At 33.7% G+C, this 25,040-nt stretch carries 18 protein-coding genes and 4 pseudogenes; 13 read left to right on the plus strand and 9 right to left on the minus strand.

Annotation, left to right across the window (positions count from 1 at the left end):
* Positions 1 to 50: 50 nt before the first annotated feature.
* Complete coding sequence (locus AAGD65_RS01695) at positions 51 to 1,004, minus strand: hypothetical protein (RefSeq protein ID WP_264683110.1); 954 nt, start codon at positions 1,002 to 1,004, stop codon at positions 51 to 53.
* 218 nt (positions 1,005 to 1,222) lie between these two features.
* On the opposite strand from AAGD65_RS01695, the gene alaS reads away from it, so the two are divergent.
* Positions 1,223 to 3,805: an alanine--tRNA ligase gene (gene alaS / locus AAGD65_RS01700; protein WP_264683112.1), complete on the plus strand. Its 2,583-nt coding sequence runs from the start codon at positions 1,223 to 1,225 to the stop codon at positions 3,803 to 3,805.
* A 289-nt stretch (positions 3,806 to 4,094) separates the two neighbouring features.
* Here the strand turns inward: alaS and nth are convergent, their stop codons facing one another.
* From nth to AAGD65_RS01715, 3 genes and pseudogenes are all read right to left on the minus strand, one after another.
* Complete coding sequence (gene nth, locus AAGD65_RS01705) at positions 4,095 to 4,733, minus strand: endonuclease III (RefSeq protein WP_264683114.1); 639 nt, start codon at positions 4,731 to 4,733, stop codon at positions 4,095 to 4,097.
* Between the two features lie 21 nt (positions 4,734 to 4,754).
* Positions 4,755 to 5,000, minus strand: coding sequence for a hypothetical protein (locus AAGD65_RS01710; RefSeq protein ID WP_264683116.1), 246 nt, complete (start codon positions 4,998 to 5,000; stop codon positions 4,755 to 4,757).
* Positions 5,001 to 5,168: 168 nt separating this feature from the next.
* Positions 5,169 to 5,911, minus strand: a pseudogene (locus AAGD65_RS01715) (IS5 family transposase); the annotation flags it as partial.
* Between the two features lie 189 nt (positions 5,912 to 6,100).
* Between AAGD65_RS01715 and AAGD65_RS01720 the strand changes: the two are divergent.
* From AAGD65_RS01720 to AAGD65_RS01730, 3 genes and pseudogenes are all read left to right on the plus strand, one after another.
* Positions 6,101 to 6,769: pseudogene (locus tag AAGD65_RS01720) on the plus strand (SurA N-terminal domain-containing protein); the annotation flags it as partial.
* A gap of 200 nt (positions 6,770 to 6,969) precedes the next feature.
* Complete coding sequence (locus AAGD65_RS01725) at positions 6,970 to 7,317, plus strand: transposase (RefSeq protein ID WP_264336399.1); 348 nt, start codon at positions 6,970 to 6,972, stop codon at positions 7,315 to 7,317.
* 28 nt (positions 7,318 to 7,345) lie between these two features.
* The gene (locus tag AAGD65_RS01730) at positions 7,346 to 7,828 is read left to right on the plus strand and encodes an IS630 family transposase (RefSeq protein WP_252154099.1); all 483 of its coding nucleotides are present in this window, start codon (positions 7,346 to 7,348) and stop codon (positions 7,826 to 7,828) included.
* Positions 7,829 to 7,837: 9 nt separating this feature from the next.
* Here AAGD65_RS01730 and AAGD65_RS01735 read toward each other — a convergent pair.
* A pseudogene (locus AAGD65_RS01735) lies at positions 7,838 to 9,031 on the minus strand (IS4-like element ISWen1 family transposase); the annotation flags it as partial.
* A 90-nt stretch (positions 9,032 to 9,121) separates the two neighbouring features.
* Here AAGD65_RS01735 and AAGD65_RS01740 point away from each other — a divergent pair.
* The 5 genes and pseudogenes from AAGD65_RS01740 to trpS all read left to right on the plus strand — a co-directional run.
* Positions 9,122 to 10,264: pseudogene (locus AAGD65_RS01740) on the plus strand (peptidylprolyl isomerase); the annotation flags it as partial.
* Between the two features lie 134 nt (positions 10,265 to 10,398).
* Positions 10,399 to 10,713, plus strand: coding sequence for a 30S ribosomal protein S16 (rpsP, locus tag AAGD65_RS01745; protein ID WP_006015540.1), 315 nt, complete (start codon positions 10,399 to 10,401; stop codon positions 10,711 to 10,713).
* 10 nt (positions 10,714 to 10,723) lie between these two features.
* Complete coding sequence (locus tag AAGD65_RS01750) at positions 10,724 to 11,710, plus strand: polyprenyl synthetase family protein (protein WP_264683121.1); 987 nt, start codon at positions 10,724 to 10,726, stop codon at positions 11,708 to 11,710.
* 62 nt (positions 11,711 to 11,772) lie between these two features.
* Positions 11,773 to 12,333: a nucleotide exchange factor GrpE gene (locus AAGD65_RS01755; RefSeq protein WP_264683123.1), complete on the plus strand. Its 561-nt coding sequence runs from the start codon at positions 11,773 to 11,775 to the stop codon at positions 12,331 to 12,333.
* Between the two features lie 15 nt (positions 12,334 to 12,348).
* Entirely contained in the window at positions 12,349 to 13,347 is a 999-nt protein-coding gene (gene trpS, locus AAGD65_RS01760; protein WP_264683125.1) for a tryptophan--tRNA ligase, read from the plus strand.
* A gap of 7 nt (positions 13,348 to 13,354) precedes the next feature.
* On the opposite strand, the gene AAGD65_RS01765 is transcribed toward trpS, so the two are convergent.
* A complete protein-coding gene (locus AAGD65_RS01765; protein ID WP_264683127.1) occupies positions 13,355 to 14,722 on the minus strand; it encodes a hypothetical protein in 1,368 nt (455 codons plus the stop codon).
* Positions 14,723 to 15,114: 392 nt separating this feature from the next.
* Between AAGD65_RS01765 and AAGD65_RS01770 the strand changes: the two genes are divergently transcribed.
* From AAGD65_RS01770 to AAGD65_RS01780, 3 genes are all read left to right on the plus strand, one after another.
* Complete coding sequence (locus AAGD65_RS01770; RefSeq protein ID WP_264683129.1) at positions 15,115 to 17,784, plus strand: 2-oxoglutarate dehydrogenase E1 component; 2,670 nt, start codon at positions 15,115 to 15,117, stop codon at positions 17,782 to 17,784.
* A 152-nt stretch (positions 17,785 to 17,936) separates the two neighbouring features.
* Positions 17,937 to 18,230 carry a hypothetical protein gene (locus AAGD65_RS01775; RefSeq protein WP_264375694.1) on the plus strand — a complete coding sequence of 98 codons (294 nt, stop codon included), beginning with the start codon at positions 17,937 to 17,939 and terminating at the stop codon, positions 18,228 to 18,230.
* 505 nt (positions 18,231 to 18,735) lie between these two features.
* Positions 18,736 to 19,509, plus strand: coding sequence for a hypothetical protein (locus AAGD65_RS01780; RefSeq protein ID WP_264683132.1), 774 nt, complete (start codon positions 18,736 to 18,738; stop codon positions 19,507 to 19,509).
* A gap of 73 nt (positions 19,510 to 19,582) precedes the next feature.
* On the opposite strand, the gene AAGD65_RS01785 is transcribed toward AAGD65_RS01780, so the two are convergent.
* The 3 genes from AAGD65_RS01785 to AAGD65_RS01795 all read right to left on the minus strand — a co-directional run bounded on the left by AAGD65_RS01785 (position 19,583) and on the right by AAGD65_RS01795 (position 22,748).
* Positions 19,583 to 20,176, minus strand: coding sequence for a TIGR02217 family protein (locus tag AAGD65_RS01785; RefSeq protein WP_019236629.1), 594 nt, complete (start codon positions 20,174 to 20,176; stop codon positions 19,583 to 19,585).
* 53 nt (positions 20,177 to 20,229) lie between these two features.
* Positions 20,230 to 21,816, minus strand: a complete 1,587-nt coding sequence (locus AAGD65_RS01790) for a hypothetical protein (protein WP_264683133.1) — start codon at positions 21,814 to 21,816, stop codon at positions 20,230 to 20,232.
* 191 nt (positions 21,817 to 22,007) lie between these two features.
* The gene (locus tag AAGD65_RS01795) at positions 22,008 to 22,748 is read right to left on the minus strand and encodes a DsbA family protein (RefSeq protein ID WP_264683134.1); all 741 of its coding nucleotides are present in this window, start codon (positions 22,746 to 22,748) and stop codon (positions 22,008 to 22,010) included.
* Between the two features lie 392 nt (positions 22,749 to 23,140).
* Between AAGD65_RS01795 and AAGD65_RS01800 the strand changes: the two genes are divergently transcribed.
* The gene (locus AAGD65_RS01800; RefSeq protein ID WP_264683135.1) at positions 23,141 to 25,024 is read left to right on the plus strand and encodes a DUF3857 domain-containing protein; all 1,884 of its coding nucleotides are present in this window, start codon (positions 23,141 to 23,143) and stop codon (positions 25,022 to 25,024) included.
* Positions 25,025 to 25,040: the final 16 nt, after the last annotated feature.

Below are 25,040 nucleotides of genomic sequence, written 5' to 3' on the forward strand. Positions count from 1 at the left end.
TGTAAGAGCTAAGTTGATGGCACTGTTGTGCCATCAACTTTGGAATTTTACTAGATGCTAATTTGAGAAGATAGATGTGCTACTGATGTAGCATTGCTGAGCAAAGATTCTATTTCTGATGTAGATCCGGAATGCTCAAGTTGAGCTTGTTCAGGAAGGTTTTTCATCGCTTTTTCAACATCGTAGCTACCTTCCCTATTTTTTCTATGCCATACAAAGTATCCTAATCCTGCAAAAGCTACTGCTAGCACTCCACCCAATATACCACCAGCAATCCCTGCTATTCCTATATACTGTCCTCCATTTATTTCGGGTAATTTAGGCCCTTCCACATCTGTGCTATTAAATATAGAATGATCTAACACTTCTTGTGAATTACTATCAAAACGGGAAACACTACTTATATCTTCAGGAGTAATTCCATAACTAGCATTTGATTCTTCTATTTCATTTATTACGTCATTAATCTCTTTAGTAGTTACTTTGCTTGATGCAAAATCGAATTCTTGTTTTGTTAAAGAAGCTGATTCGATAGTTACATCTTCCTGCATCTGATAATCAATTTCTTCAGTAGTAGATTCTCTCAATTGGCTATTTTCATCAGTTCTTTCTTTTAGCTTTTTTGAACTATCCTTACCCAATTCATCTACAAGGTTTTTTAGATATATTTTCTTAAATTCTCTATAATTATATTCTTTACCTTTTTCTATTTCTCCACTCTTAAGACCTAAAATAATTCCATCTATTGTCGATTCACGAATTGCTTGAGGAATGTCTATTGAATTTACTATTCCTGTAACCAAGCCTATCTCAGCTGCTCTAGAAGATATAGAGAGGTCTTTTACTGTTAAATTCTCTCCTTTAATTAAAAATTCTACCCTTCTGTTTTGCTCTATACTTTCCAAGTCAGATACAATTCTAATTGTTGGACCATTCATCTCCTGCTTATTTGTTGTTTCTCTCTTTCGCATCCTATTCTTAGTGTTTTGGAATTTTTTTGGCATTTCACACTCCTTAAATTAATTAACAAAAGTATTATTTGAATTAACAAATACTTCTCTATGTTAATGGATAAAATATTTAAACCTATATCTTTTTATTAAAATTTTTATGTAAAAGTTACTTTTATTATACTAAGTAATATATATATTAATATTTAGATTGATAAATTGATTTTACTTCTGTTACAACTTATTATGCATAGATAACCTCAGTAAAAACGATGAAGCTAAACGAAATTAGAGAAAGATTTATAAAATTTTTTGTAAATAATAATCATGAGCAAGTTCCTTCTTCTCCTTTGATTCCAGAGCATGATCCAACACTCATGTTCACAAATGCTGGTATGGTACAGTTCAAAAACATCTTTACCGGCACGCAAAAAACTGAAATGAAACGTGCCGTCTCAAGTCAAAAGTGTCTCCGAGCAGGTGGTAAACACAATGATCTTGAAAATGTTGGCTATACATCTCGGCATCACACATTTTTTGAAATGCTCGGAAATTTTAGCTTTGGTGATTACTTTAAAGAAACTGCGATAGAATTTGCGTGGAAATTTATTACTGAAGAATTGTCTCTTGATAAAAACAGACTATCCATAACTGTTTACCACACTGATGATGAAGCATATGAAATTTGGCGTAAGATAAGTGGCTTTTCAGATGATAAAATCATAAGAATTACAACAGATGATAACTTTTGGAGCATGGGCAATACTGGTCCATGTGGCCCATGTTCTGAAATCTTTTACGATCATGGAAATTCCGCTTTACATGAAGACGACAGAATTGTTGAAATTTGGAACCTGGTGTTCATGGAATTTAATAAAGATGAAGAAGGTAATTTACAAAAATTACCAAAAAAATGCATCGATACCGGAATGGGCCTTGAAAGAATAGCAGCTGTTATGCAGAACGTTCATGATAACTATGATATTGACCTATTTTCTGCTCTGGTAAGTAAATCGCAAGAGTACTGTGGAAATACGGAAAATAAGGTAGCTCATAAGATTATCGCAGATCACCTTCGTGCAGCTGCATTTCTCATCGCAGAAGGAGTGCTTCCTGGAAATGAAGGAAGAAATTATGTACTACGCAGATTGATCAGGAGAGCAGTACGTTATATCCACCTACTTGGATATAATGATTCTCTATTGAACCTTGTTTTTCCTGCACTCATAGATGGCACAAGTTTGGCTTATATGGGAGATGCTTATCCAGAGCTAATCAGAGCTAAAAGCTTAATAGAAACAACGTTAAAATCAGAGGAAGAAAACTTTAAAGACACTTTAATGAAAGGCATTAATCTCTTGGACAAATTCACTGCAGATTTAAAATCAGGTGACACTCTATCTGGAGAATCAGCATTCAAACTATATGACACTTATGGATTTCCTTTGGATATCACACTTGATATTTTGAAAGAAAGGAAAATAAATTTTGACCAAAAAGGTTTTGATAATGCAATGAAAGAGCAAAAAGAAAGAGCACGTGCTAATTGGACTGGATCTGGTGAAAAATCTGTTGAACAAGTATGGTTTAATTTAATCGATCAGTTTGGCAAAACGGAATTTGTTGGTTATGAACGTGATGAAGTAAAGGATGCAACAGTACTCGCAATAATTTCCTCTAAAAATGAAGTAATTGATTCTGCAAAAGAAGGAGAAAAGATAACTATTATACTTGATAAAACACCTTTTTATGGAGAGTCAGGTGGACAGGTGGGAGATACTGGAAATTTTATAAAGTCTGATGGAAGTACGTTAACAGTGGAAAATACCAACAAGATTAACGACCTATATTTACACAGATGTATAGTTGAATCTGGTTCAGTTCGTAAAGGTGACACAGTTACAGCTAGTATTAATAAAAAAAGAAGACAAGACTTAAGAAGAAATCATTCAGCTACACATCTTCTACACTTTGCACTCAGAAAAATCTTAGGTGATCACGTTACTCAAAAAGGTTCTCTAGTCGCACCAAATAGACTAAGATTTGACTTTAGTCACAATAAGCCAGTCACTCAGGATCAGCTGTATTCAGTAGAAGATATAGTAAACTCTCTAATCAGAGAAAATCTTTCTACGTCCACAAAAGTTCAAGGTATGGATGAGGCAATAGACGAAGGAGCGATGGCCTTATTTGGTGAAAAATATGGTGATAATGTTAGGGTTGTAAAAATTGGAGATTCAAAAGAATTATGTGGTGGTACACACGTGGAGCGTACCGGAGAAATTGGTTTGTTTAAGATAGCAGCAGAATGTTCCGTTGCATCTCGAGTAAGAAGAATTGAAGCTTTAACCGGTCAAGAAGCAATTAATTATGTACGCAATAACGAAATTAGCTTAAAAAAAGTTGCAGAATGCGTAAAAGCACCAGTAAATGAAATAATAAGTCGACTCAGTATTTTAAGCCAGGAGCGCAAAGAATTTGAAGTCAAAATAAAAAATCTTTATAAAAAGCTTATCAGTGTAGAAACTGTAAAAAGTACCGAAATAAATGGAATAAATTTCGTAAGCCACACTTTCAATAACGTTCCAGGAAGTATAATAAGGGAATTTGCTCTACAGCAACAAAAACCGAAAACTGTAATAGCCTTCATGGTAACAGAAAAGGATAAAACAGTTTTGATTGTCAAAGTAAGTAAAGATTTAACTAATAAGATCAATGCAAAAGAGCTAGTATCTACTGTAACCAGAAGGGATTGCGGTGGAAATGCCGAACTTGCCCAAACAGGCTGTGATAACAATAAAATAGATGATGCCATTACAGCAATCCATAGCAAAATAACAGCTTGCAAAAACTAATACACTCTACTGCCTCGGTATCTTTTAACCATGAGCGAAGGTGTTATGCAAATCGGGGTAGAGAAGACTTAACTGTCAAATGAGCATATCAGGTAATAAGAACTGGATTACAGCTCCATGCTCTGGAATGACATCATTTTATTCATCAAAGTAGCAGCTTTATAACGGCAGTGCACAGAGGCGTCATCAAGTAGCCCTTCATTGTCATCCCAGTGTCAGCTACTCGGATGACACCATCATAGAGATCAGCTACTTGGATGATAAAAGTAAGAAATATCGAGGTGTTGTGCTAGACTTTATACCTCTTGCATTCAAACTCACATAAATCATGAATTATGCATGTTTCACACGAAGGTTTTTGTGCCTTGCAAATGTATCTACCGTGTAAAACTAGCCAATGATGAGCATAAAGTAGGTATTTTTTTGGCACTACATTCAAAAGAGACTGCTCTGTTTTAAGTACATCTTTTTCTTTCACAAGCCCAACTCTATTGCTCACTCTAAAAACGTGAGTATCAACTGCCAATGTTGGAATACCAAGCCCTGAATTTAAGAATACATTAGCGCTCTTTCTCCCAACCCCTGGTAAAGATACCAAATCATCGAAATTAGTAGGCACTTTGCTATTGTACTGCTCAATCAATATTTTACTGAGCCCGATTATATTTTTTGCTTTAGAATTATATAAACCAATACTGCTTATGCATTTTCTCAGCTCACTTTGCCCAAGATTCAACATTTTTTCTGGCGTATCAGCGATACTAAATAGCTCCTTTGTAATTTTATTAACACTTATATCGGTCGTCCGCGCTGACAGAACTATTGCAACTAATAACGTAAAATGATTGGTATAATTTAGCTCTATTTTTGGCGCAGGATTTGACTGTTGAAATTTTTCAAATATTAATTCTACTTTTTTTGAGTCCATGCATAGAGCTAAAAGCTTATACTATACTATTTGCTGTGCAAATTCAATTGCTCGAGGATGAGGTAGTCCTTCAGTATTAACATCAGACATATCAGTTTTTACCTCATCAAAATTCCTTTCAGCAAACTCGCTTGCCACTTCTGCAAAACATTTTCTAACAAGAGGCATGATAATTGGCATTAACAGTTTTCGTGGATCATACCGTCCTAACAGATCAGTTTCCTTTTGTACTCTATCTCTTGGATCTTCCTCAAGTAAATCTTTCATGTGTTTTTCAGTTTATATTTCACAACCTTTTGAAAATATAGGACTAAATATCTCAGTAGCTAGCAGTGCTAACAATGACAAAGTACCAAATATTGTCACATCAACATAAAGACTATTAGAAATAAACCCTCTATCATCAAAGAACCTGTTCATAATCTTTTGAGGAGGAAAGAAGTAAAAGCAAATTTGTAGGCTAGTATTAAGTTTACGCTCGCAATTTTTCCAAAGTCGCCTACATTTTTCCAACCAGGCAAAAGAAGATCTCTCAACAACCCATCTTTTTGGCAATACAGCAAAGGTGCTTCACCTCAACAGTTGCACCAATAGTTACTTTCATCTGTGTTGCAAAATTTTCTCCAGTGTAGCCTGCATCAACCAGTATGTTTTTAACTTCAGAGAGACTTTCTTTAGCATTTTTAACCATTGTCAAAGCACTGCTACGATCAGTTATTTCTGCCGTTGTTATATGAATTGCGTGTGTCAAACCTTGTGTATCAACTGCGATATGACGCTTTATTACTGAAATTTTCTTGCCAGCATCATAACCTTTTTCTTCAGCAGTATCGGTATTTTTTACACTTTGGGCATCAATGATGCAGAAGCTTGTTTTGGTATTCCGACCACTGTTCTCTCCAACCAATTTTTTTTAAGACAATTTCTAGAACACTTTCTCTATCTTCATTCGTTTTTTTACTCCATTTCTTGAAGTAATCGTAAAAATTTCGCCATCTTGGAAACTCTTTTGGAAGCATTCGCCATTGACAGCCACTTTTTAGTACATAAAGCACACCACAAAATAACTCATATAAATCCAGTCTTCTTGGCTTTGTTTTCTTTCGCACGCTTTCTAAAATTAGTCTAATCTTTTCGAATTTTTCATAACTTATGTCACTTGGATATGTATTCCTCATACTTTACCTCATATCAACTGTACCTCATCTTACCATATTCAGAGATCACTTACAGGCTCTTAGGTTAATATAAGCTTCCATTCAATTTAATACACTACAATATTACATATATTAGCTAATTTGTTAATAGATTTACAAATATTAAATTATTGCTATTCTAAATTTAAGTGTTAGTTAACTGAGTTTACAATGAGTATTAGAAATTTTTTTACCAAGGCAATCGTTCTCCTTTTAGTTTGCTTATTAATCTTTATGGGGATTGGCAATCTTTTATCAAATGATGATGAAAGGAAAGAATTAGCTAAAGTAGGAAAGGAAGTTATAACATCAGATGAATATAAATTACTATATCAAAATTATGAAAAGCAAATTTCTGGATCTGATGTAAGTAAAGAACAAGTAAAAAAGCTGAAATATGATTTACTTAACGCACTTATAGAGCAAAAACTATTGTTTAACCTAATTAGCGAACTTGGATTAAAAGTTGGAGAAGAATCTATCAAAAGCCATATAAAAAATACCAAGTACTTTCAGGACGATAAAGGAGAATTTGACCATAATAAATTCCATCAAACTCTAAATAGCCTGCATATAACAGAAAAGGAATATATAGAAAAACTAGAGAAAATCCTGCCTGCAATGATGTTCATGACTTCGTTATTTAAAGATAATTATCCGATAACTTTTGGTGAGAGTATTGATGAGCAGATATACAAAAATCGCTACCAAACTAGAGTAGTTGATATTGTTAAAATAACTGAGAATGCAATTACAGACGTTCCTGAACCAGATGATCAAGCCTTACTTGATTTGTATGAAAGAAATAAGTCCAATTTTTATTACCCTGAGTATCGAACCATACGCGTCAAGTTAAGGAAAAATGAACAAATTTAGTGCACTCAAAGTTGATATTCTTGTTTTTCTATATTTATCTTTTAAGGAGAATTTTGACCAGGTTGAGATGAGTTTTTTGAGGAAAATTTGAACTTTACTGACTACACAATTTATAGTATTTCCTAAAGTAAATGATAAAGGTATAATGAAGTATTTGAGTTATAATGGCATATAGTGTGGATTTAAGGGAAAAGGCAGTATTGATGATAGAAAAAGGGAAGACAAAGGTTGAGATAGCAGAGCTCATGGAGATAGGAATAGCAACTCTGTACCGCTGGTTAAAAAAGAAAGCTGCTGGTGAAAGCCTAAAGCCATCTAAAAACGGTAGCTTTATTCGAAAAATAGACCCAAAAATACTCGAAGAATATGTTACAAAGAATCCAGATCATACTCTGGCAGAGATGAAACAAAATCTTGGATTTGGAATAAATTCAATTTGGTATAGACTAAAACAGCTAAAAATTACTTTAAAAAAAAGTCACACTATATCAAGAGCGCAATCAAGAAGATAGGCAGCAATTTATTGATAAAATCTCAAAAATAGACCATTCCAGCATCTTATATATAGATGAAGCAGGAGTTGATAATAAGTTATACCGAGAATATGGACGTGCTCCAAGAGGAAAGAAAATTTATGCAGATATTCCAGGGAGAACTCGAGAGAGAATCAGTATAGTAGCCGGGTGGATTGGAATGAGATTTATTGCACCAATGACTTTCAAAGGTGGGTGTGACAAAGAGGTATTCAATATATGGTTGGAGAAGATGTTATTACCTAAATTGCCACTTGGCACAACCATAGTTATGGATAATGCTACATTTCATAAGACCACTAAAACAAAATCATTAATAGAGTCTTTTGGCTGTCATGTGCTGTATCTTCCAACATATTCACCAGATTTGAATCCCATAGAACACTGTTGGCATACCATCAAAAGCCGCCTCAGACCTCTAATGTATAAATGTACAGACTTACAACTTTTGGTTGGTAATACCATAATGGAAATTTATCATTCATTTTAGAAAATACTATAATGTTAAGAATAACTCTCTAACCCGCCTTTTTAGCTCAATAAATGCCTTTGTTAAGCTAAGTTCTGTATTCTTTTTCACTTCTGTGCAACCAACTATGCCGTGAAATATAAGAATTGCGCACAATTTAGCATATAGTTCACATAATACTCTGCATGGCTTTCCTTTTAGCTTATCAAGTCTGATATGGCTTTTATACAATTTAAATAATAACTCAATTTGCCACCTTACTCTGTAAATCGTTAATACTTGCTCAGCACTAATTTTATTTTCTGGAACATTAGTTATAAATATTGACCAGTTCAACAATTTTTGATTTCTTTTAGAGGATGTATATCCCTGCGATCTTGCTAATCTATTAGCTTTCCTTCTTCTGGCCATAGACTGTTCTTCAGTTAGTTTCTGACATATAATTCTTACTCTAATTTTTGCTTCTTTTCCTAACAATACCTCGTTTTCTAAAAATAACTTATCCTCTAAACATTCTAATAACTCCATTTTTTGATTTGTTTCTACATCATATATGTTGGTATCGGATTTATAACGACTTATGAAATAAGCTCCTATTTCATTGATTTGTTTAAAAGAACTTGACACAAAATAACCGAGATCAGATATTAGCAAATCATTGCTTAATATATTACTTAAATGTTTCCTATATCCCTGGTCTGATCTTACTCCCTCCGTTAAATTAAGTTGGTCTATTATCTGATTCATGTAGTCGAAAACTAATTGTAACTTTATTCCAGACTTAGTATTGCTTTCATAGCCACTGTAGCTAGTACCATAACCTTTATACATCTCTTCCATACTGTTAGGTAGAGTAATATAGCTACTGTCCAATAATTTAACACTATTAAATTGCTGTAAGATTTTGCAATCAACTTGCAAGATATTTTTGAAGAGAACCACAGATTCATTATACATCCTTTTCATAAATTCCACTGCTTCTTCAGTAAATCTAAAATCCAAACCTTGTTTTGTTATATCTATCGAGTCCTCGTTTAGTAATTGACACATTGTTTCTACGCTACAATTATCAACCCCTATATTACCCAAGACCATGGCTTTTACGAACGATGAACCTTTTAGCTTTCTCTTTCTTTTTATAAACCTTGTTGTAGTTGAGATTTTATCTGCTTTTTCATTAAAAAATTCTTTGAGCTTTTTTGATAAGCTAGTTATTTTATTCATTGGTTCTCTCACTAAAAGTATTTCTGGGAGAACTTATACCTTATTATTCTATCTCTTTCATACCTTTATTTCCTTAACTTGACGCGTATGGAGTATCGAACTGCGCAATACATTTCTCTGGATCAAAAATATTTTGAAGATCAAATCAGAATTTCAGATGAAGAGGTTGATAGTATAATAGAACATCAGGAACTTAAAAATCAAAGAGACATATTCAATGTGATATTTCCTACCAAAGAAAAAGCTGAAATAGCAAGAAGAGCACTTGAAGAAAGTAAAGCAAGCTTTGAACAAATAATAGAAGAGTTTAATAAAGTGAAACTCGATGAAACCAGAGTAAATAATATAACTAAGGATTTCTTACCTGAAAATATGAGAGAAAAGGTATTTGCTCTCAAAACAGGTGAAGTAAGTGAAGTTTTAACAAGCAATTTTGGATGGCACGTAATAAAGGTAGAAAGCATACATCAAATCTCTGATGAAGACTTGGTTGATTTAAAAAAAGACATAAGGTCAGTTTTAACCAATCAAAAGTCTTTTGAAAAAGTCAATGATTTCATAAATCAAGTGAATTATAAGATATACAATGGTGCAACGATTGAAGAAATCTCCAATAATTACAATTTACCTATACAAACCATTGGTCCAGTAGATGCTAGTGGGAAAGACCAAAGTGGTAATGAAGTAGGAAATTCCAGTGATTTCATTTCTTTCATTTTTTCACGTGAGAAAGATCAGAAGAGTTATTTTAAGGGTGTTGGAGATACTGTTGTTGGTGTGAAAATCAGTGATATCGTTCCTCCTAAATTACAAAATTTTGAAGAAAGTAGGGAATCAGCCATAAAGCTTTGGCGTAGTGAATTTATAAAAGAAAGAATGTTTAAAATGGGACAAGAAGTAGCAGTTCAACTAAGAGAAAAGACAGATTTGGAAGAAATGCAAGGTATAAAATTGGTTAAAGGCCAGCAAATACAACGCAATGAACAAAACTACCCTTTTTCTTTCATAGAAGAGATTTTCAATATGAAAACAACTAATTCGGTAACAGATCCTATTCAATACAATAATGAAATTATAATAGGCGTTCTAAAAGAAATGCATTCATCAAATGGTAAATTAAACATGCTTGATACCGGAAAACGTGTGATGATATCGCTAAAGGAACAGTTAATTAGCTATCTAAAATCAAAGTATAGAGTAGAAGTTAATCATGCTATGATTGATGATATATAAAAAAGTTTATTATCTTCCTTTTATGAGTGATTGGAGGGGGCTATATTGTATTTTTAGGTAAAAGAGGTACAATTAGTTTGACTTGAGCTGTTTATTGTATTTAAATTGTAATTAATATATGAATAAAGGTTGACATGGCAGTTAAAATAAGGTTAGCAAGGTTTGGGGCAAAGAAACGTCCTTTTTATAGGATAGTTGTAGCCGATTCACGAGCACCAAGAGATGGGCGCTTTATTGAGAGAATAGGACAATATGATCCAATGTTGCCAAAAGACAATAAAAATCGTGTTGTGGTAAAAGCTGATAGATTAAAACATTGGCTAAGTGTAGGAGCGCAAGCAACTGAAAGGGTAATGTGGTTCATTAAAAAAGGCATAGTAGATTTAGAAACAGAATCGAAAAAAATAGAAAAGAAAAAAGTTGAGAAAGTACAAGGGCAAGAAGCATAAGTCCTATTAAATGCTAAACACTGATTTAACAAAAAGTAGTAAATTAGATGATATTGTATCTTCTGATTTATTGGCTATGAATGACTTTATCTTCAAAAATGTCAATGATGAAGGTATTAAGCTTGCTACCGATATTACATCTCATCTTATTAATTCAGGAGGAAAAAAGATAAGGCCTAAGCTCATTTTTATTATTTGTAAAATGCTGAATTACTCTGGAGAGAGTAGGATCAACATTGCTGCATCGGTAGAATTTATACACAACGCTACTTTACTTCATGATGATGTGCTTGATGAAAGTAAGGCACGCCATGGAGTTGCAACAGCAAATAAAATTTGGGGGAATAAATCAAGCATTTTAGTTGGTGATCTATTATTGACCTTAGCATTTAGATGGCTTATAGAATGTGGGAATTTAAGTGTTCTCTCTATTTTATCTAAGGCATCTAATTTGCTTGTCAAGGGTGAGATAAAGCAGATGACAACGCGTTTTGACCCTAACACAATTAGGAAAAATTATTTTAATATCATTGGAGAAAAGACAGCATCTTTATTTTCTGCATGCTGCGAGGCTGCATCAGTAGTATCTGGAGCCACAAGTGACGAAACAGAGAGGCTAAGGAATTTCGGGTTTAATTTTGGTATGGCATTCCAAATAATTGATGACGTGCTAGATTATACTGCTAATCAAGGCACTTTAGGAAAGCAACTTGGAAAAGATTTCTTTGAAGGTAAAGTTACTTTACCTTCTATTATAGCATATGAAAAAGGCAGCCCATCAGAACAAAAATTCTGGGAGAAATCTTTTTCTTCAGCTAGACACAATTTTGACCAAGCATTACAATATATTAATCATCATAATGCCATTCATGTTTCTATGGAAGAAGCTAAACACTATATTAATATGGCGCAAAGTAATATTGATACTTTTTCTGATTCTCTTTACAAAACTACTTTGATTGACTTTTTAAATGCAAGCATAGAAAGACAAGGATAGCTAACGCTTGATATTTTTAGATTGATTGTTATATATTTATTAAGTTTGTAAGGGTGAATGATATGTCAGATAGTAATAGAGAGAAAAAAAAGAAATTTGCAGATATGGTCAGTAAACGAAAAGGGGATGATCAAGAAGATCAGCAAACAGGTGATTTAAGTGAAGAGCTTAATATATTAAAAGAACGTGCAGTTCAGCTTGAAGATCATTTACGTCGCGCTGTTGCGGATAATGAAAACGTTAAACGTATAATGCAAAAGCAAATTAGCGATGCAAGTGATTATGCAGTCACAAAATTTGCACGTGATATGATCGACTCTTGTGACAATTTAAAAAAAGCAATGGAAAACTTGAAAGATGATGATCCTATTCATGAAGGAATAAAAGTGGCGCACCAAAAGATTGTGAGTGATCTAAAAAAACATGGAATAGAAGAAATAGATCCAATAGGTAACTCTTTTGACAGCAATTTACATCAAGCTGTTGTGGAAAGAGAAGATAATGAAAAAGAGCCTGGCACTATTGTAGAAGTATTACAAACTGGTTATACAATTAAAAATAGGTTGCTTCGTCCTGCAATGGTTATTCTTTCTAAAAAATCTGCTGATTGCGAAAGTAACTAATAAAACACTCAAGGTATGGAAGAAGTTGTCTTCTCAGGTATTCAGCCAAGTGGAGTATTACACTTGGGCAATTATCTTGGTGCAATTAAGCAGTGGATAGGCTTGCAGGATAAATATAAATCTCTTTTTTGTGTTGTTGATCTGCATGCAATCACAGCAAATAAGCTTCCCGCAAATGAATTAAAAAATAATATTTTTAAAGCAGCAGCAACTTATATTGCATGTGGAATAGATCCGGAAAAGTCGATTATTTTCAATCAATCCGCAGTTAGTGGTCATGCAGAATTGGGCTGGCTGCTAGGGTGCTATACACCAATTGGTTGGCTTAATCGTATGACTCAATTTAAAGATAAGGCTGGAAGCGATAGACAAAAAGCTTCTCTTGGGTTATATAGCTACCCAGTACTTATGGCTGCGGATATATTGCTGTATCAAACTAAATATGTTCCTGTTGGCGATGATCAAAAACAGCATTTAGAACTTGCACGTGATATTGCATCAGCTTTTAACAATCATTATAAATGTAGTCATTTCATCATACCTGAAATCTTAACTTTGGATTGTACATCAAGGATAATGAGCTTAAGAGATGGAGCAAGCAAGATGAGCAAATCTGATTCTTCAGAATACTCATGCATTAACCTTGACGATACAGATGACTTGATTGTCAAGAAAATAGAAAAAGCAAAAACAGATTCAATTCTAGGCTTTGATTTTGCTACTTTAAAGTGCCGTCCAGAAGTAAACAATTTGGTAAACATTTATTCAGTGCTTAGTGATTTAAATGTAGAAAAAGTGTGTAAAAAAGTGGATAAACATGATATGAAACACTTTAAAAAAGAGTTGGCTGGCTTAATCATCAGTGTTATATCACCCATACGTGAGAAGTTGAACGGTCTTTTGAAGGATCAGCTCCATTTACATAAAATATTAAAAGAAGGTACAGAAAAAGCAGCAGAGATTGCAAATAACAATATAAAAAAGATCAAGGATATTATAGGGTTTGTTCAATAGGTTACAACTATTTCTTCCCATGGCTTTCAAATCGTGCAGCTATTTTCTTTACACTAACATGAGTGAGAAGAGGTTTTTTACTAACCGGAAGTTTAGAATCGGACTTTGCTGTTATGGGGTTCATTTTAGATCTTTTATTTCCTACCGGAAATGAGTGAGATTGGGAGGCAGTTTCTTGCGATGGTGCAGGATCTTTCTTCATACCGATATCTGCTTGTGTTGCAGGGGTGGCTTTGCTCTTAGCAACTTGATTTTGCTCAAATTTTCCTACTATTGACTTTACTCTACCGTCCTTCTTGCTATTTACTTTTTCTTTTATAATAACCGCTTTTACTTCTGATGCTGCTTTATCAGCAGATTTTTTCAGGATTGGTTTACTTTCAGCTGATTTTTGCGAAGTCACTTCTACTATTATTGGTTTCGTGCTCACTTGTTGATCAACAATATCTAGCCTTTTAGGATTTGACAGTATTTCAGATTTATCTTCTTTAGTTTCTTGCCTAATTTCTTGATTGGTAGCGTTTAGCGCTGGTGGCTCTGGAGCCTGTCTCTTTTTATATCCTCTTCTTGTTCCTGCATTTTTCTTAGGTTTCGTTTTGTGAGTTGGCTCCTTTTTAGCTAACTTTGAGTCTTCCGAATCTTTTGTTGAAGATTTACTACTTTTCTCTTGATAATTTGATATTTCCTCATGTCCAGACTCTTCACTTAATGAACTTTCATAGCCTGAATCTTCAGGAGATACATTCTCTATTTCTGGTTTAAAGTGTACCTTTTTTGAGGCAGTAGGAGGTGGCGGAGGTGCTGTTGTTGGCCGTTTTATTCTCTTCATAACTAATTTTCCTACCGGCTGTTTTCCTTCTTGCAGCTTAGGAGTATCTTCCTTCTGCTTTGATGTCGTTTTATTTTCCGTGCTTACTTCGTATGATTTATGTGCTTTATTGCCTTTTCCACTCTGTTTCGAATCTAAAATTTCTTTAAGTCCTTTCTTGAATAGATTAATTGTACTTAAAATATTTGTGTATTCGGCTGCTTTTTCTATAGTGAAACCTGATAATTCATCACCAACAAAATTTTTTATGTCATTATCATTAGTTGGAATATCTTTTCCCAAGACTCTATCTAATATCCCTTTTAATGTTCCAATAAAACCGAGTGGCTTTGTGCTCAAAGGTTCTACATAATTATTCAAGTCGCTATATATAACAAATTTGGCTACATCTTTTGCGTTGTTTGTAAAATTCTTCAGAGCTTGAGATAAATCTTTCAGTGTTTCATCATATTGTTCATTAATTTTTTTTGTATCCTTCAGCTTTATGACTCTTATCAAAGAATTGAGATTTTTATCATAATTGTCACTTTTAAATAGATCACTCATACCAATTACTGTTTATCGTTTACTTAAATATAAATTCAAAGTATTAAGACCGAGTAAATGTTATATGACTTATCCTCTGACTCATAAACGCTTGCGTTCCTTAATGTGCAAAAAAATTTCAATAATCTTCAATCAGCAATAGTATAGAAATCCAAAAAACAAGTAGCTAACACTGGAACCTAGGAATTATGATTGGGCACAAGTTGATGAGTATAGTTGTTTTATGTTGAAATACAGCATTATGGAAAGATTAGATGTCAGTCTAGAATGACACCCTTTCTGGAAAACTCGGATTACAGTGTTTGTATAACTTAATAATTAGAAACTAAAGGAGTTCTTTTTTAAAAAACTTAAGTTATACTTATAAGTATTTGATATCTTTTGTAGTGATTATGCTAAGTCTAAGCTGCCTTTATGGTGATAATGCAGAATTTGTAGAAGAAATGTATAGCCGTTATCTGCAGGGCGATAAATCAATCGGGGAGGATTGGAATAGGATTTTTTCAAGCAATTTAGAAATGAATAAAGCAGAACCCTGCAGAGCACAGAATGAAGCCAAGGTAGATGCTGATGATTTAGCAAATTTTTTCAGATCTTATGGTCACTTTTTTGCAGACTTAAATCCATTATCACCGAATGTAAATAAGGAAATAGATTATCAAAAATACTTGAATCTTTCTTCTACAAGTGACACTAGAATCTACAGAGATATTTACTGCAAGAATATCGGTTTTGAATTTATGCATATTTCCTCTTATGAGGAAAGAGTTTGGCTGCAGGAGAAAATTGAAAATCAGGTCTATACGCTAAGCCCTCAGGATAAAAAAGAAATACTAAGGCACTTGATTGAATCTGAGATGTTCGAGCAATTTCTCCATATGAAATTTCCTGGATATAAGCGTTTTTCTATCGAAGGTGGGGAGTCAGCCATTGTTGCAATTGAAAGAGTTATTAGTGATTCTGCAGCTTTTGGTATTGAAGAAATAGTTCTTGGTATGGCCCACCGAGGACGGCTTAATGTTCTAACCAAAGTGATGGGAAAAGATTATGCGGCAATGCTGTCTGAATTTCAAGGCAACCTTGCATATCCAAGTGGTCTTGAGGTGTCTGGTGATGTCAAATATCACCTTGGTTACTCTTCTGATCGAGCACTTGCTGGTGGTAAAAAAATACACTTAAGTTTATGTCCTAACCCATCTCACCTTGAGGCGGTAAATCCGGTTCTAGCTGGAAGAGTAAGAGCAAAACAAAATACGAGATCTGTGCTTGGCATATCAATTCATGGTGATGCGGCTTTTATCGGGCAGGGAGTGGTTGCTGAAACCCTGACTTTGAGCAACATTGAAGGTTATAAAGTTGGTGGTATCGTGCATATTGTCATTAATAACCAAGTTGGTTTTACTGCAAATCCTAGTTGTGCACGCTCTTCTTTTTATTGTACTGATGTAGCAAAATCAATAGAAGCTCCAATATTTCATGTTAATGGAGATAATCCAGAAGCCGTGAGTTTTGCCGCGAATTTGGGAATGGAGTATGTGCAGAAATTTAAAAAGGATGTGGTGATTGACATAATATGCTACCGCAAATATGGCCATAATGAAGGCGATGAGCCAAATTTTACTCAGCCACTTATGTATAAAGCAATATCAAAGCATAAAACTCCAGGCACGCTGTACGAAGAGAAGCTGACTGCAGAGAAAGTGCTAGGTAGCGATGAAGTAAGTAAATTACGCAGCGAATTTAGAACAAGATTGGATAAGAGCCTTACTGAGTCAACGACTTATACTCCGAAGAAAGCTGACTGGTTTGATGGAGTGTGGTTAAAACTCAGGAGAGCAAAGTTGAACGATTTGAGTGAATATTATACGGACTCTGGTGTTTCACCAGATGAGCTAAAAAAATTAGGTGTACACATAAATAGCAATATTCCAAGTAGTTTTAATCTCAATAATAAAGTCAGAAGAATACTTGATGGCAGAATAGACAGTATAAATTCCGGTAGCAACATAGACTGGGCAACTGCTGAAAGTCTTGCATTCGCGTCATTGCTTAAAGAAGGAATAGGAGTGCGCTTGTCAGGACAAGATTCTGGTCGCGGCACCTTCTCGCACCGTCATTCAAGACTTGTTGATCAAGTAACAGAAGAAACGTTTATTCCACTGAACAATATAAGTAAAGAGCAAGCTCGCTTTGAAGTTATAGATAGCGCACTATCTGAGTATGCTGTGATGGGTTTTGAATATGGATATAGCCTTGATTCTCCTTATTCACTTGTGCTCTGGGAAGGGCAGTTCGGTGATTTTGCAAATGGCGCGCAAATTATGATCGACCAATTTATCTCATCTGCAGAAACAAAGTGGTTGCGGTCAAGTGGTCTAGTTCTACTTTTGCCTCATGGTTATGAAGGGCAGGGGCCTGAGCATAGTTCTGCTCGTATAGAGAGGTTTTTGCAGCTCTGTGCAGAGGATAATATGCAGGTGGTTAATTGCTCTACTCCTGCGAATTATTTTCATGCTTTACGCCGACAAATTAATCGAGATTTTCGTAAGCCTTTAGTGGTGTTTACACCTAAATCACTATTGCGTCATAAAAGCGCAGTTTCTAACCTTTCTGGCTTTGAAGGAAAATTTCTTACGGTAATTCCAGAGTGTAGAACAGGTTTAGTTGCAAGTGATAAAATACGTAAAGTTGTAATATGTAGTGGTAAAGTTTATTACGACATAATTGAAATGCTTGAAGCACAAAAAATAAACGATATAGCAGTAGTGCGTTTAGAACAATTTTATCCATTCCCGGCCGATAAACTAAACAATGAACTCGAAAAATATAAGAACGCTGAAATTATATGGTGTCAAGAGGAACCAAAAAATATGGGAGGATGGTTCTTTGTCAACCCATTGATAGAAGAGGTATTGTCTGGCCTCAATGCTCAAGCAAAAAGACCTAAGTGCATTGCAAGACCTGCTGCTGCATCTCCTGCATGTGGTTATGCTAATGTCCATGCTCAACAACAAGCAGAAATTTTGAAGCAAGTTGTGTATGTACAATTGTGCAAACACTAAATGGCAATTGGTCAGGCTCATTAATTGTACCTAGATAACTTATAGCAATAAAAAAATTTCCATATCACAAAGAAGATTTTGGCAAGCAAAACTAGTTTACAGATTCTTAAACTTTATATTCTATAACTAGAATAAATTTTAAGGAGTATTTTATGAGTAATAATAACACTTTTCCATTACAATCCCATGCTATTACAAAAAAAGAAGAGAGACCAAATTCTCGAATAGAACTTAAGGTTGAAAATGACGAGCTTATTGATGTCAAAACAGGTGAATCTACTGGCAAAAATTATGAAGAATGCTTTAAAGTTATGCTAAAGAATAAAGATAATATTACACTTAACCAATACGATAGGCTTGAAGGAGAGTGTAATGATAGTGAATGCCAAGCTTGTATGGATGCATTTAATGCTGCTATAATAACAGTTACCTGGATTGAAACTTAAGACGTAAAGGTAGAGAGGCATTTTTAAGAATAAAATAAATGGAGTCAGAAAAATTAGCGAATATATTTTCGAATATTGTGCTTAATCTGAAACCAATAGCGTTCAGTAGAATTGAGATCAGGCGAGTAAATGGGAAAAATGAAATCTTATATTCCTCTGATTCTATTAAAACTCTCACTCTTGGCGTTTTATGAAAACATATGATTGATTTTTTTTTACTTCGGTATGGTAAGTTCCAATTTTGGAACTTCTTGCAGCTATTTCAGAAGTAGTGATGCACCAAGCAGAAATCGTAAAAGTGCAAACACCGAACGGCTTCAAGCAGGCTCATTAATTAGACGCTGGTACCTAGATAACTTACAACAATCAAACTGCTTGTATACTCATACAAATATAAAAAGACTTTACTTTTTTAATAAAAGCTTAATATTTATTAACATTTTCATTTATTTTTCTTAATATAGTTAATATAGTTAATATTAATATTAACTATATTAAGATATATATGAAGACAGAAATATTTGAGAGGCTAATAGGGCAAACTAGACTACGCAGCGATAGCAAGGCTAAAATCATACGGTTAAATAGAGACAAAAAGGCTTTTATAGATGAGGATAAAAAGTCTATCGAATTAGCTGAGGCTATTTTTGCAGAAAATAATATGTTTCGTTTTCGTAAACCAGGTCCTGCTACGGATTACATTTTGCACAAACTAATAAATGATAGAAAGCTTCTCGAGGAAATGAAAGATAGAGGTACAAGTATAATACGTCTTTTTTCTTTGCTATCAATGTATCGTGGTCTTCCTAAGTGCTATGTTGTGAGAAAAGAAGGGTGTATTACTGAGTTTGGAATACTTACTTATATTGACGAATGTTTAGAATCAGTACCTTTAGAAGACTTTATACTTATTGAGTCTTCCTCGTACCTAGAGTATATTTTGTTTGATAATGATAATATCAGAAATAGGTTAGCTGAAGATTTGACTGAAGATAAAACAAAATTAGATATTTTCGTAAATGGAATTTTAGCAATAAATAGCTCGGATTTAGTATTATCTTGTATCAACACAATCGAGGCTTTTAATGAGGAAGCTAGAAATTTTGTCAATCACATACAGAAAACCAATAGGATGGACTACCTCTTTAAGGAAAATGGTACAACACTTGTAAAGTTAGTTCTAAAAGAATTATTAAAACTTTCTATTTTACAAGAAAGAGAAAACACTACATTAGAATTTCCTCAAATTTCGAGTGTGGAACATTGTAATGGGCGATAGACTTTAAAATGTGCAAGGCTCATTTAAATATGAGCCTCAGTATCGCTTAACTTTTATGGAGCATACTTTAACTTTATTTCACTTCCACCAAGGGAATATTGTTCCAGCTATTGCTGCCATAGTTATCAATAGAAGCGTTTAGGTAATCTGTATCAAATCGTACTGGTACATCAAATTCGAAGCTTGCGGTGATTATTGTGCCTTTTGCTGGTGGTTTCATAAATGCTATTTCTCCAGTTGAATAATTCACTGAATATTTTTCTGTCTTTTCACCATCTAGGTAAATTTTTATTGTATCATGCACTGGCTTTTTAATAGTTCGTATATGCTTGTCTTTTCCACTTATGTAAGTTTTCATCAGTTGAAAGATCGTTTTTTTATCGTCTCCTATGCCAATTTCTTGATTGATAACTGTAAAGTCTGACCAATCCTTAAAACGAAATCCTATTGCTTTACCTTTTCGTGCCTGAAAAAATGTTATGAGTTCTGTTAGCTGCTCGTTTGACCTGACTCCATAAGCTATGTTATACCTGGCACGTGCACGAGACCAATTAATATTGCGCTGCTCACAACCATTATGAGTTGTTACAACGTCAGTGGAAAATTCAGGTCCTCCAGTGGAACCATAAGATATATTTTCTGGAAATCTAATTTCTGTAAATGACATATGCCCTCCTGTAAAAATAAAATTGAGTTGATATAGATGAAGTAGGAAAGATCTTAAATTTTTGAAGCTGCTTTATCAATCAGGCTATAAATTTTAAATCCCGTTTCTTCTAAAAAAGTAAAGGTGTTGTTTTCTCCTACCTTACCTTTCAGTTCGTTAATGTCTTGATGACTCTGCGTTAACTGATATACACAAACACATGCAATGGCTAAAGCAACTCCAGCAAGACATGCTAAAGGAATTGGTTGGGTAAAAATAGCAACTGTAGCAAATGCTGTGAATGCTATAGCTGTTATTACAGCAGCTATGCTATAAATAGCTTCTCTTCTGTAACAACTATTGATTAATTTCTTTTCTATTGCCTCTTGTTGTGTTTCTTGCCCTTGTTGATGAGAAATAGTAATTACTGTATCTGTATGAATTGGCTCACTAGCGCTGGTATTAATTCTCTCTTTTTGTGTTTCATGATCTTGCACAATTGCTGATTTGCTAGTTATGATATTATATTGTACTTCTTGCTTTGGTTGCTCAGAAGCAGGAACTTCTTTCACCTCACCAAAGATTTCTTCATTAGAAACTGGTTGACTTTCTGTTATATCTTCAGAAATTTCACTTAGGAGTGGCACAAAATGCCTCATGTAATTCACTACTCCTACAGTTTTTTTGCTACTATCTATCTCTAGTTGATTGAGATTTATATCTTGTATAAAAACTTCTGGATCATCATCATGTCCTGTAATTTTAGTTACCGTAACTTTTTGACTATCTTCCTCTATTGAATAAATGTAAAGTTCCACTTTGTACTTGTCGCATATCATTCTACCTTCAATCTCTGGACGACCCCATATAGCTAGAGAATTAGTTTCTGTAGACATATTTTTAATGTTGTTTAGATATTTAGAAAAAGAGTTGGAATTATCCTTAATAGTAACTTTTTCTCCTTTTTCTTTTCCATCTTCGCTTATTTCTTCTTCTTTATCTTTACTTGTTTCATATTCGTCATAGTCTTCTAGTAACAAATCATTATCTGTGCCATATCTACTTTTCAAAATCTCTAAAATCTTCCCTTCTCTATCTTCACGATATTCCTCTAGTAACCAGCTGAAAAACTCCTCTTCTGTATATTTGGTTATTATTTCTTCATCTTTACACCAGTCTGTTTGTGCAGATATGCCTTTTTCATCTTCGCTATTTCTTTCCTTCGCTATTACTTTGCTATCCAAATTTCCTTCACCTACAAAATATCCTCCTTCTTCAGCATCTCCTGTTATTTTTTTATAAACCCACGAATTTAAATCTGCATTTGCTCTAGCATAATTTTCACAATCTTCTCTTAATGATTTTGCGGTAAAACGATGACCAGGTTTTATATTTAGCTCATTCAATCCTTGAGCCAAGGAGTCAAAAAAGCAATCTCCCTCTGATATAGAAGCTCCTATTTTTGGCTTTTCAGGATAAGCTCTCTTTAGCTCACTCAATAAATTACTTCTTTTTTTTGCTTTTTCCCGAAAACGCTCAAATAGTTTTTCTAGCTTTTTAGAATTAAGAGACTCTAGACTACTAAGCACAAATTTATATAAATTTGTGCTTTTTTCGACTTGCTGAAAAAGAGCAATTGGTTTTCTGTTGAAATTTTTCATGTTATAACTCCAAAATAATAATTGTATTTTAATAGATTAACTAGCCTAGGAAGGCTAATTACTTAAGGTTGTGCTGTGTTGCAAGCAAACATCACCTACTTTTCTTGAACTAATATGTAGCCTATACATATTGTTACTTACTATATCTTAACTATACTTAAACTCTCTTGTGCTGTCAAGCAGGAAATTTATTAATCTTTTAACTCATTCACTTTTTTGCGTAATATATTCAAATCAGTTTTTCCTACAAAAAGACTATCTCCTATTATCAAAAAAGGTGTACCGCCTACTCCCAAATCCCTTACTAAAAGTTTACTGTTGTTTATCATTTGCTCAATTTTGTCTGCATTATTTTTCATAGAGTTATTAAAATCGTCCTCGTTAACCCCTATATTTTTCACTATACCTAATATAGTTTTGTCTGAAAATTCTCCTCTGTGATCTAGTGCAGCATAGTGAAAATCTAAGTACTTTTCTTTATCGATAAAATAAGTTGCTAAAGCACCTTTTGCTGCCTTTAAAGAATTGTTACCAAGTATTGGAGCATCCCTAAAGATATACTTAATTTTGCCATCATTGATCAATTGTTTTACATCGTTCTTTATAGCTTTGCAATATCCACAAGAATAGTCAAAAAAACCTACAGCTATGATATTGCTATTTTCATTTCCTGAGTAAGGATAAGTGGAGTCGAATATTTCATTTTTATGCTGAGAAATTTTATTTTTGGTTGCATTAGCATAACTATTTTTAGCTGACTCTTCCTGGAGAGCTTTTAGAACTCTATCAAAATTTTTACTGATGTAATTATCCAATCTCTCACCTATATAATCATCATTTAAGTTCTGACTGCGGTGTGAAAGCCAATTGTTTATTACTGGTAAACTTGCTACTGCAAGTATAAAAATCAATAAAAATGGTATTTTAGACATATACTTACTTAAAGAATACAAATATTAAAGAAATGCTCAATGTTAAAACATTTTTATCAAGAAATGCAAACTTTATATATGTTATATCAGAGAATCTGGTGATATTAAGTAACGAAAACGTGTGTATAATAAGGCATTTGAGATTTAAGCAATCCTTACCGCCACGTATAACAATTGTAACCGCGGCGGTAAAAAAGTTGATTATTTTATAACCGCCGCATATAATGCTGACAAACACGGCGGTAAATTATATGAGCGAACCAATAATTGGTAGAGAGGAAGAAATAGCCATTCTAGAAAATAAGCTTCTTTCTCAATCTGCTGAGTTTATTCCTGTTTACACTGTGAACAAAATTGCATGGATTTAATGGTTCAATAAGTGTAGGTACATAATGAAATTTTTAAAAACTCTCTTTAACTTAGCATTACTAGTATTTTTCATGTCTACTATAGCTGAAGCAAGGTGGAGCAAGTACGAAGATGCTTCTGTTGAGGTTAAGTTTTCTAATGTTAACATTAATGTTAATAGAGATGGTACCTACGAAACGGAAGTAGAACTTCAAGCAAAAATACTCAAAGAATCTGGACGTGATAGATTCTCTCTATATAGTCTTATTTACAATGATGATAGTGCAGATCTTACTGTTTTAGAGGCTAAAACAGCTTATAATGGAGAGGAATATATAGTTACTGAAGATATGATGGAGGATAAGCCACTGGCTAGTCCTGGTAAAGGCTTTGATCAGCTAAGGCAAGTAACCATACCATTTCCTAAAATAGAAATTGGTACAGAAGTATATTTAAGGTATAAACGAGTTAATAAAAAGGTTCCTGTTGATAATTTTTATGGCTTGAGCTTTTCTTATTATGGGGATTATTTACAAGCAGAAAATACTAAAATAAATTCTGAATTGCCTCTAGAAATTAAAGTGAATGATCCAAGAGAAGTACTAGAGATCTCTGAGAAGAAAAAGAAAGGTTTACATTCTATAAGCATTGCTTTAAAGAAAGCAGTTTATGAAAACACAACAAATGAACCACATAATGGAATATTGAACATAAAACACAACACTTGGGTATCACTTTCAAGCTTATCTGAATGGGAGGATTTAGCTAAAAAATTAGCTCCTGGATATCATAGCGTCATTAATCAGCCACTTCCTGCAACTTTTAAAGCTATAGCAGAATCTGCTATCAGTGAGAGTGCTGATGAAGATAAGATCAATGCTGTTACTTCTTTATTGAATGAAAAAGTTCAGTACATGGGAGACTGGCGTACAGTATCAGGAAAATATTTCCCGAGAGATTTAGAGAAAATTGCTGATTCTCAAGTTGGGGATTGCAAAGATTTTTCTGCTAGCACGGCTGCTATTTTACAGGAACTTGGTTACAAAGTTCAACCTGTTTTAGTTATGAGAGGAACTACTAACACTTCTAACTCTAAAGCATTACCTAATATGGGTAATTTTAATCATGTGATGCTCAGAGTAACAAATAAAGATGGAAAAATATATTGGATTGATCCCACTAATACCGTCAGTATGGCACAGGGTATTTTTCCAGACATTGCTGATAGGAACGCTCTAGTACTCAATTCTGAGGAAGCAGATTACATAAAAATTCCTGCTGTAAAAGCTGAAAATTCAAAAGTGATATCTCATAGTGAATTAACTATAGAAGATAATGTTGTAAATGAATATGGCCGGCTTACCGTACAAGGGGAAGCAGCCCTAGGTTTAACAGGGGTTGGATTGTATTATTCAAATGAGCAATTAAGGGATTCTGTTTTTCATATGATTAGTGGGGTATATCTTGATGAAGAAGAAAAGAAGTTCTTAGAATTGCCTGACCTTACTTTACGTAATGTAGAAGATCTTACAATCAAATATGAGTTTCAGCAAAAAAATAAGATTTTTAAGACAAATCTAGGACCTGCTTTGAATTTAGGAGATAATTGGCTTAATGATGTTGTCAATACAGCTTCTGACCAAGTGTCAGACCTTTTTATTGGTGTTCCTAAAACTAAGGAAAGCCATATGATAATAAAAGATATCAAAATTAAAAACTGTGAAAATTTGAATTTTGAAATAGATTCTCCTTGGTTATATGTAAATAGGTTCTGTAAATATAAAAATGATGGAACCGAATTTAGCAATTTAATAACCATAAAGAAAAGCTTTATTACCAATGAAGAATTAAAGACTGCTGAATATAAAAACTTAAAAAGCGAATTGGAGAATAATTTTTCTAGAGCCTCTATAATAATAAGTGAATGAGTTGTGCTGGGAAAAG

Origin of the sequence: Wolbachia endosymbiont (group B) of Chesias legatella (assembly GCF_964026945.1) — a bacterium.
GTDB lineage: Bacteria > Pseudomonadota > Alphaproteobacteria > Rickettsiales > Anaplasmataceae > Wolbachia.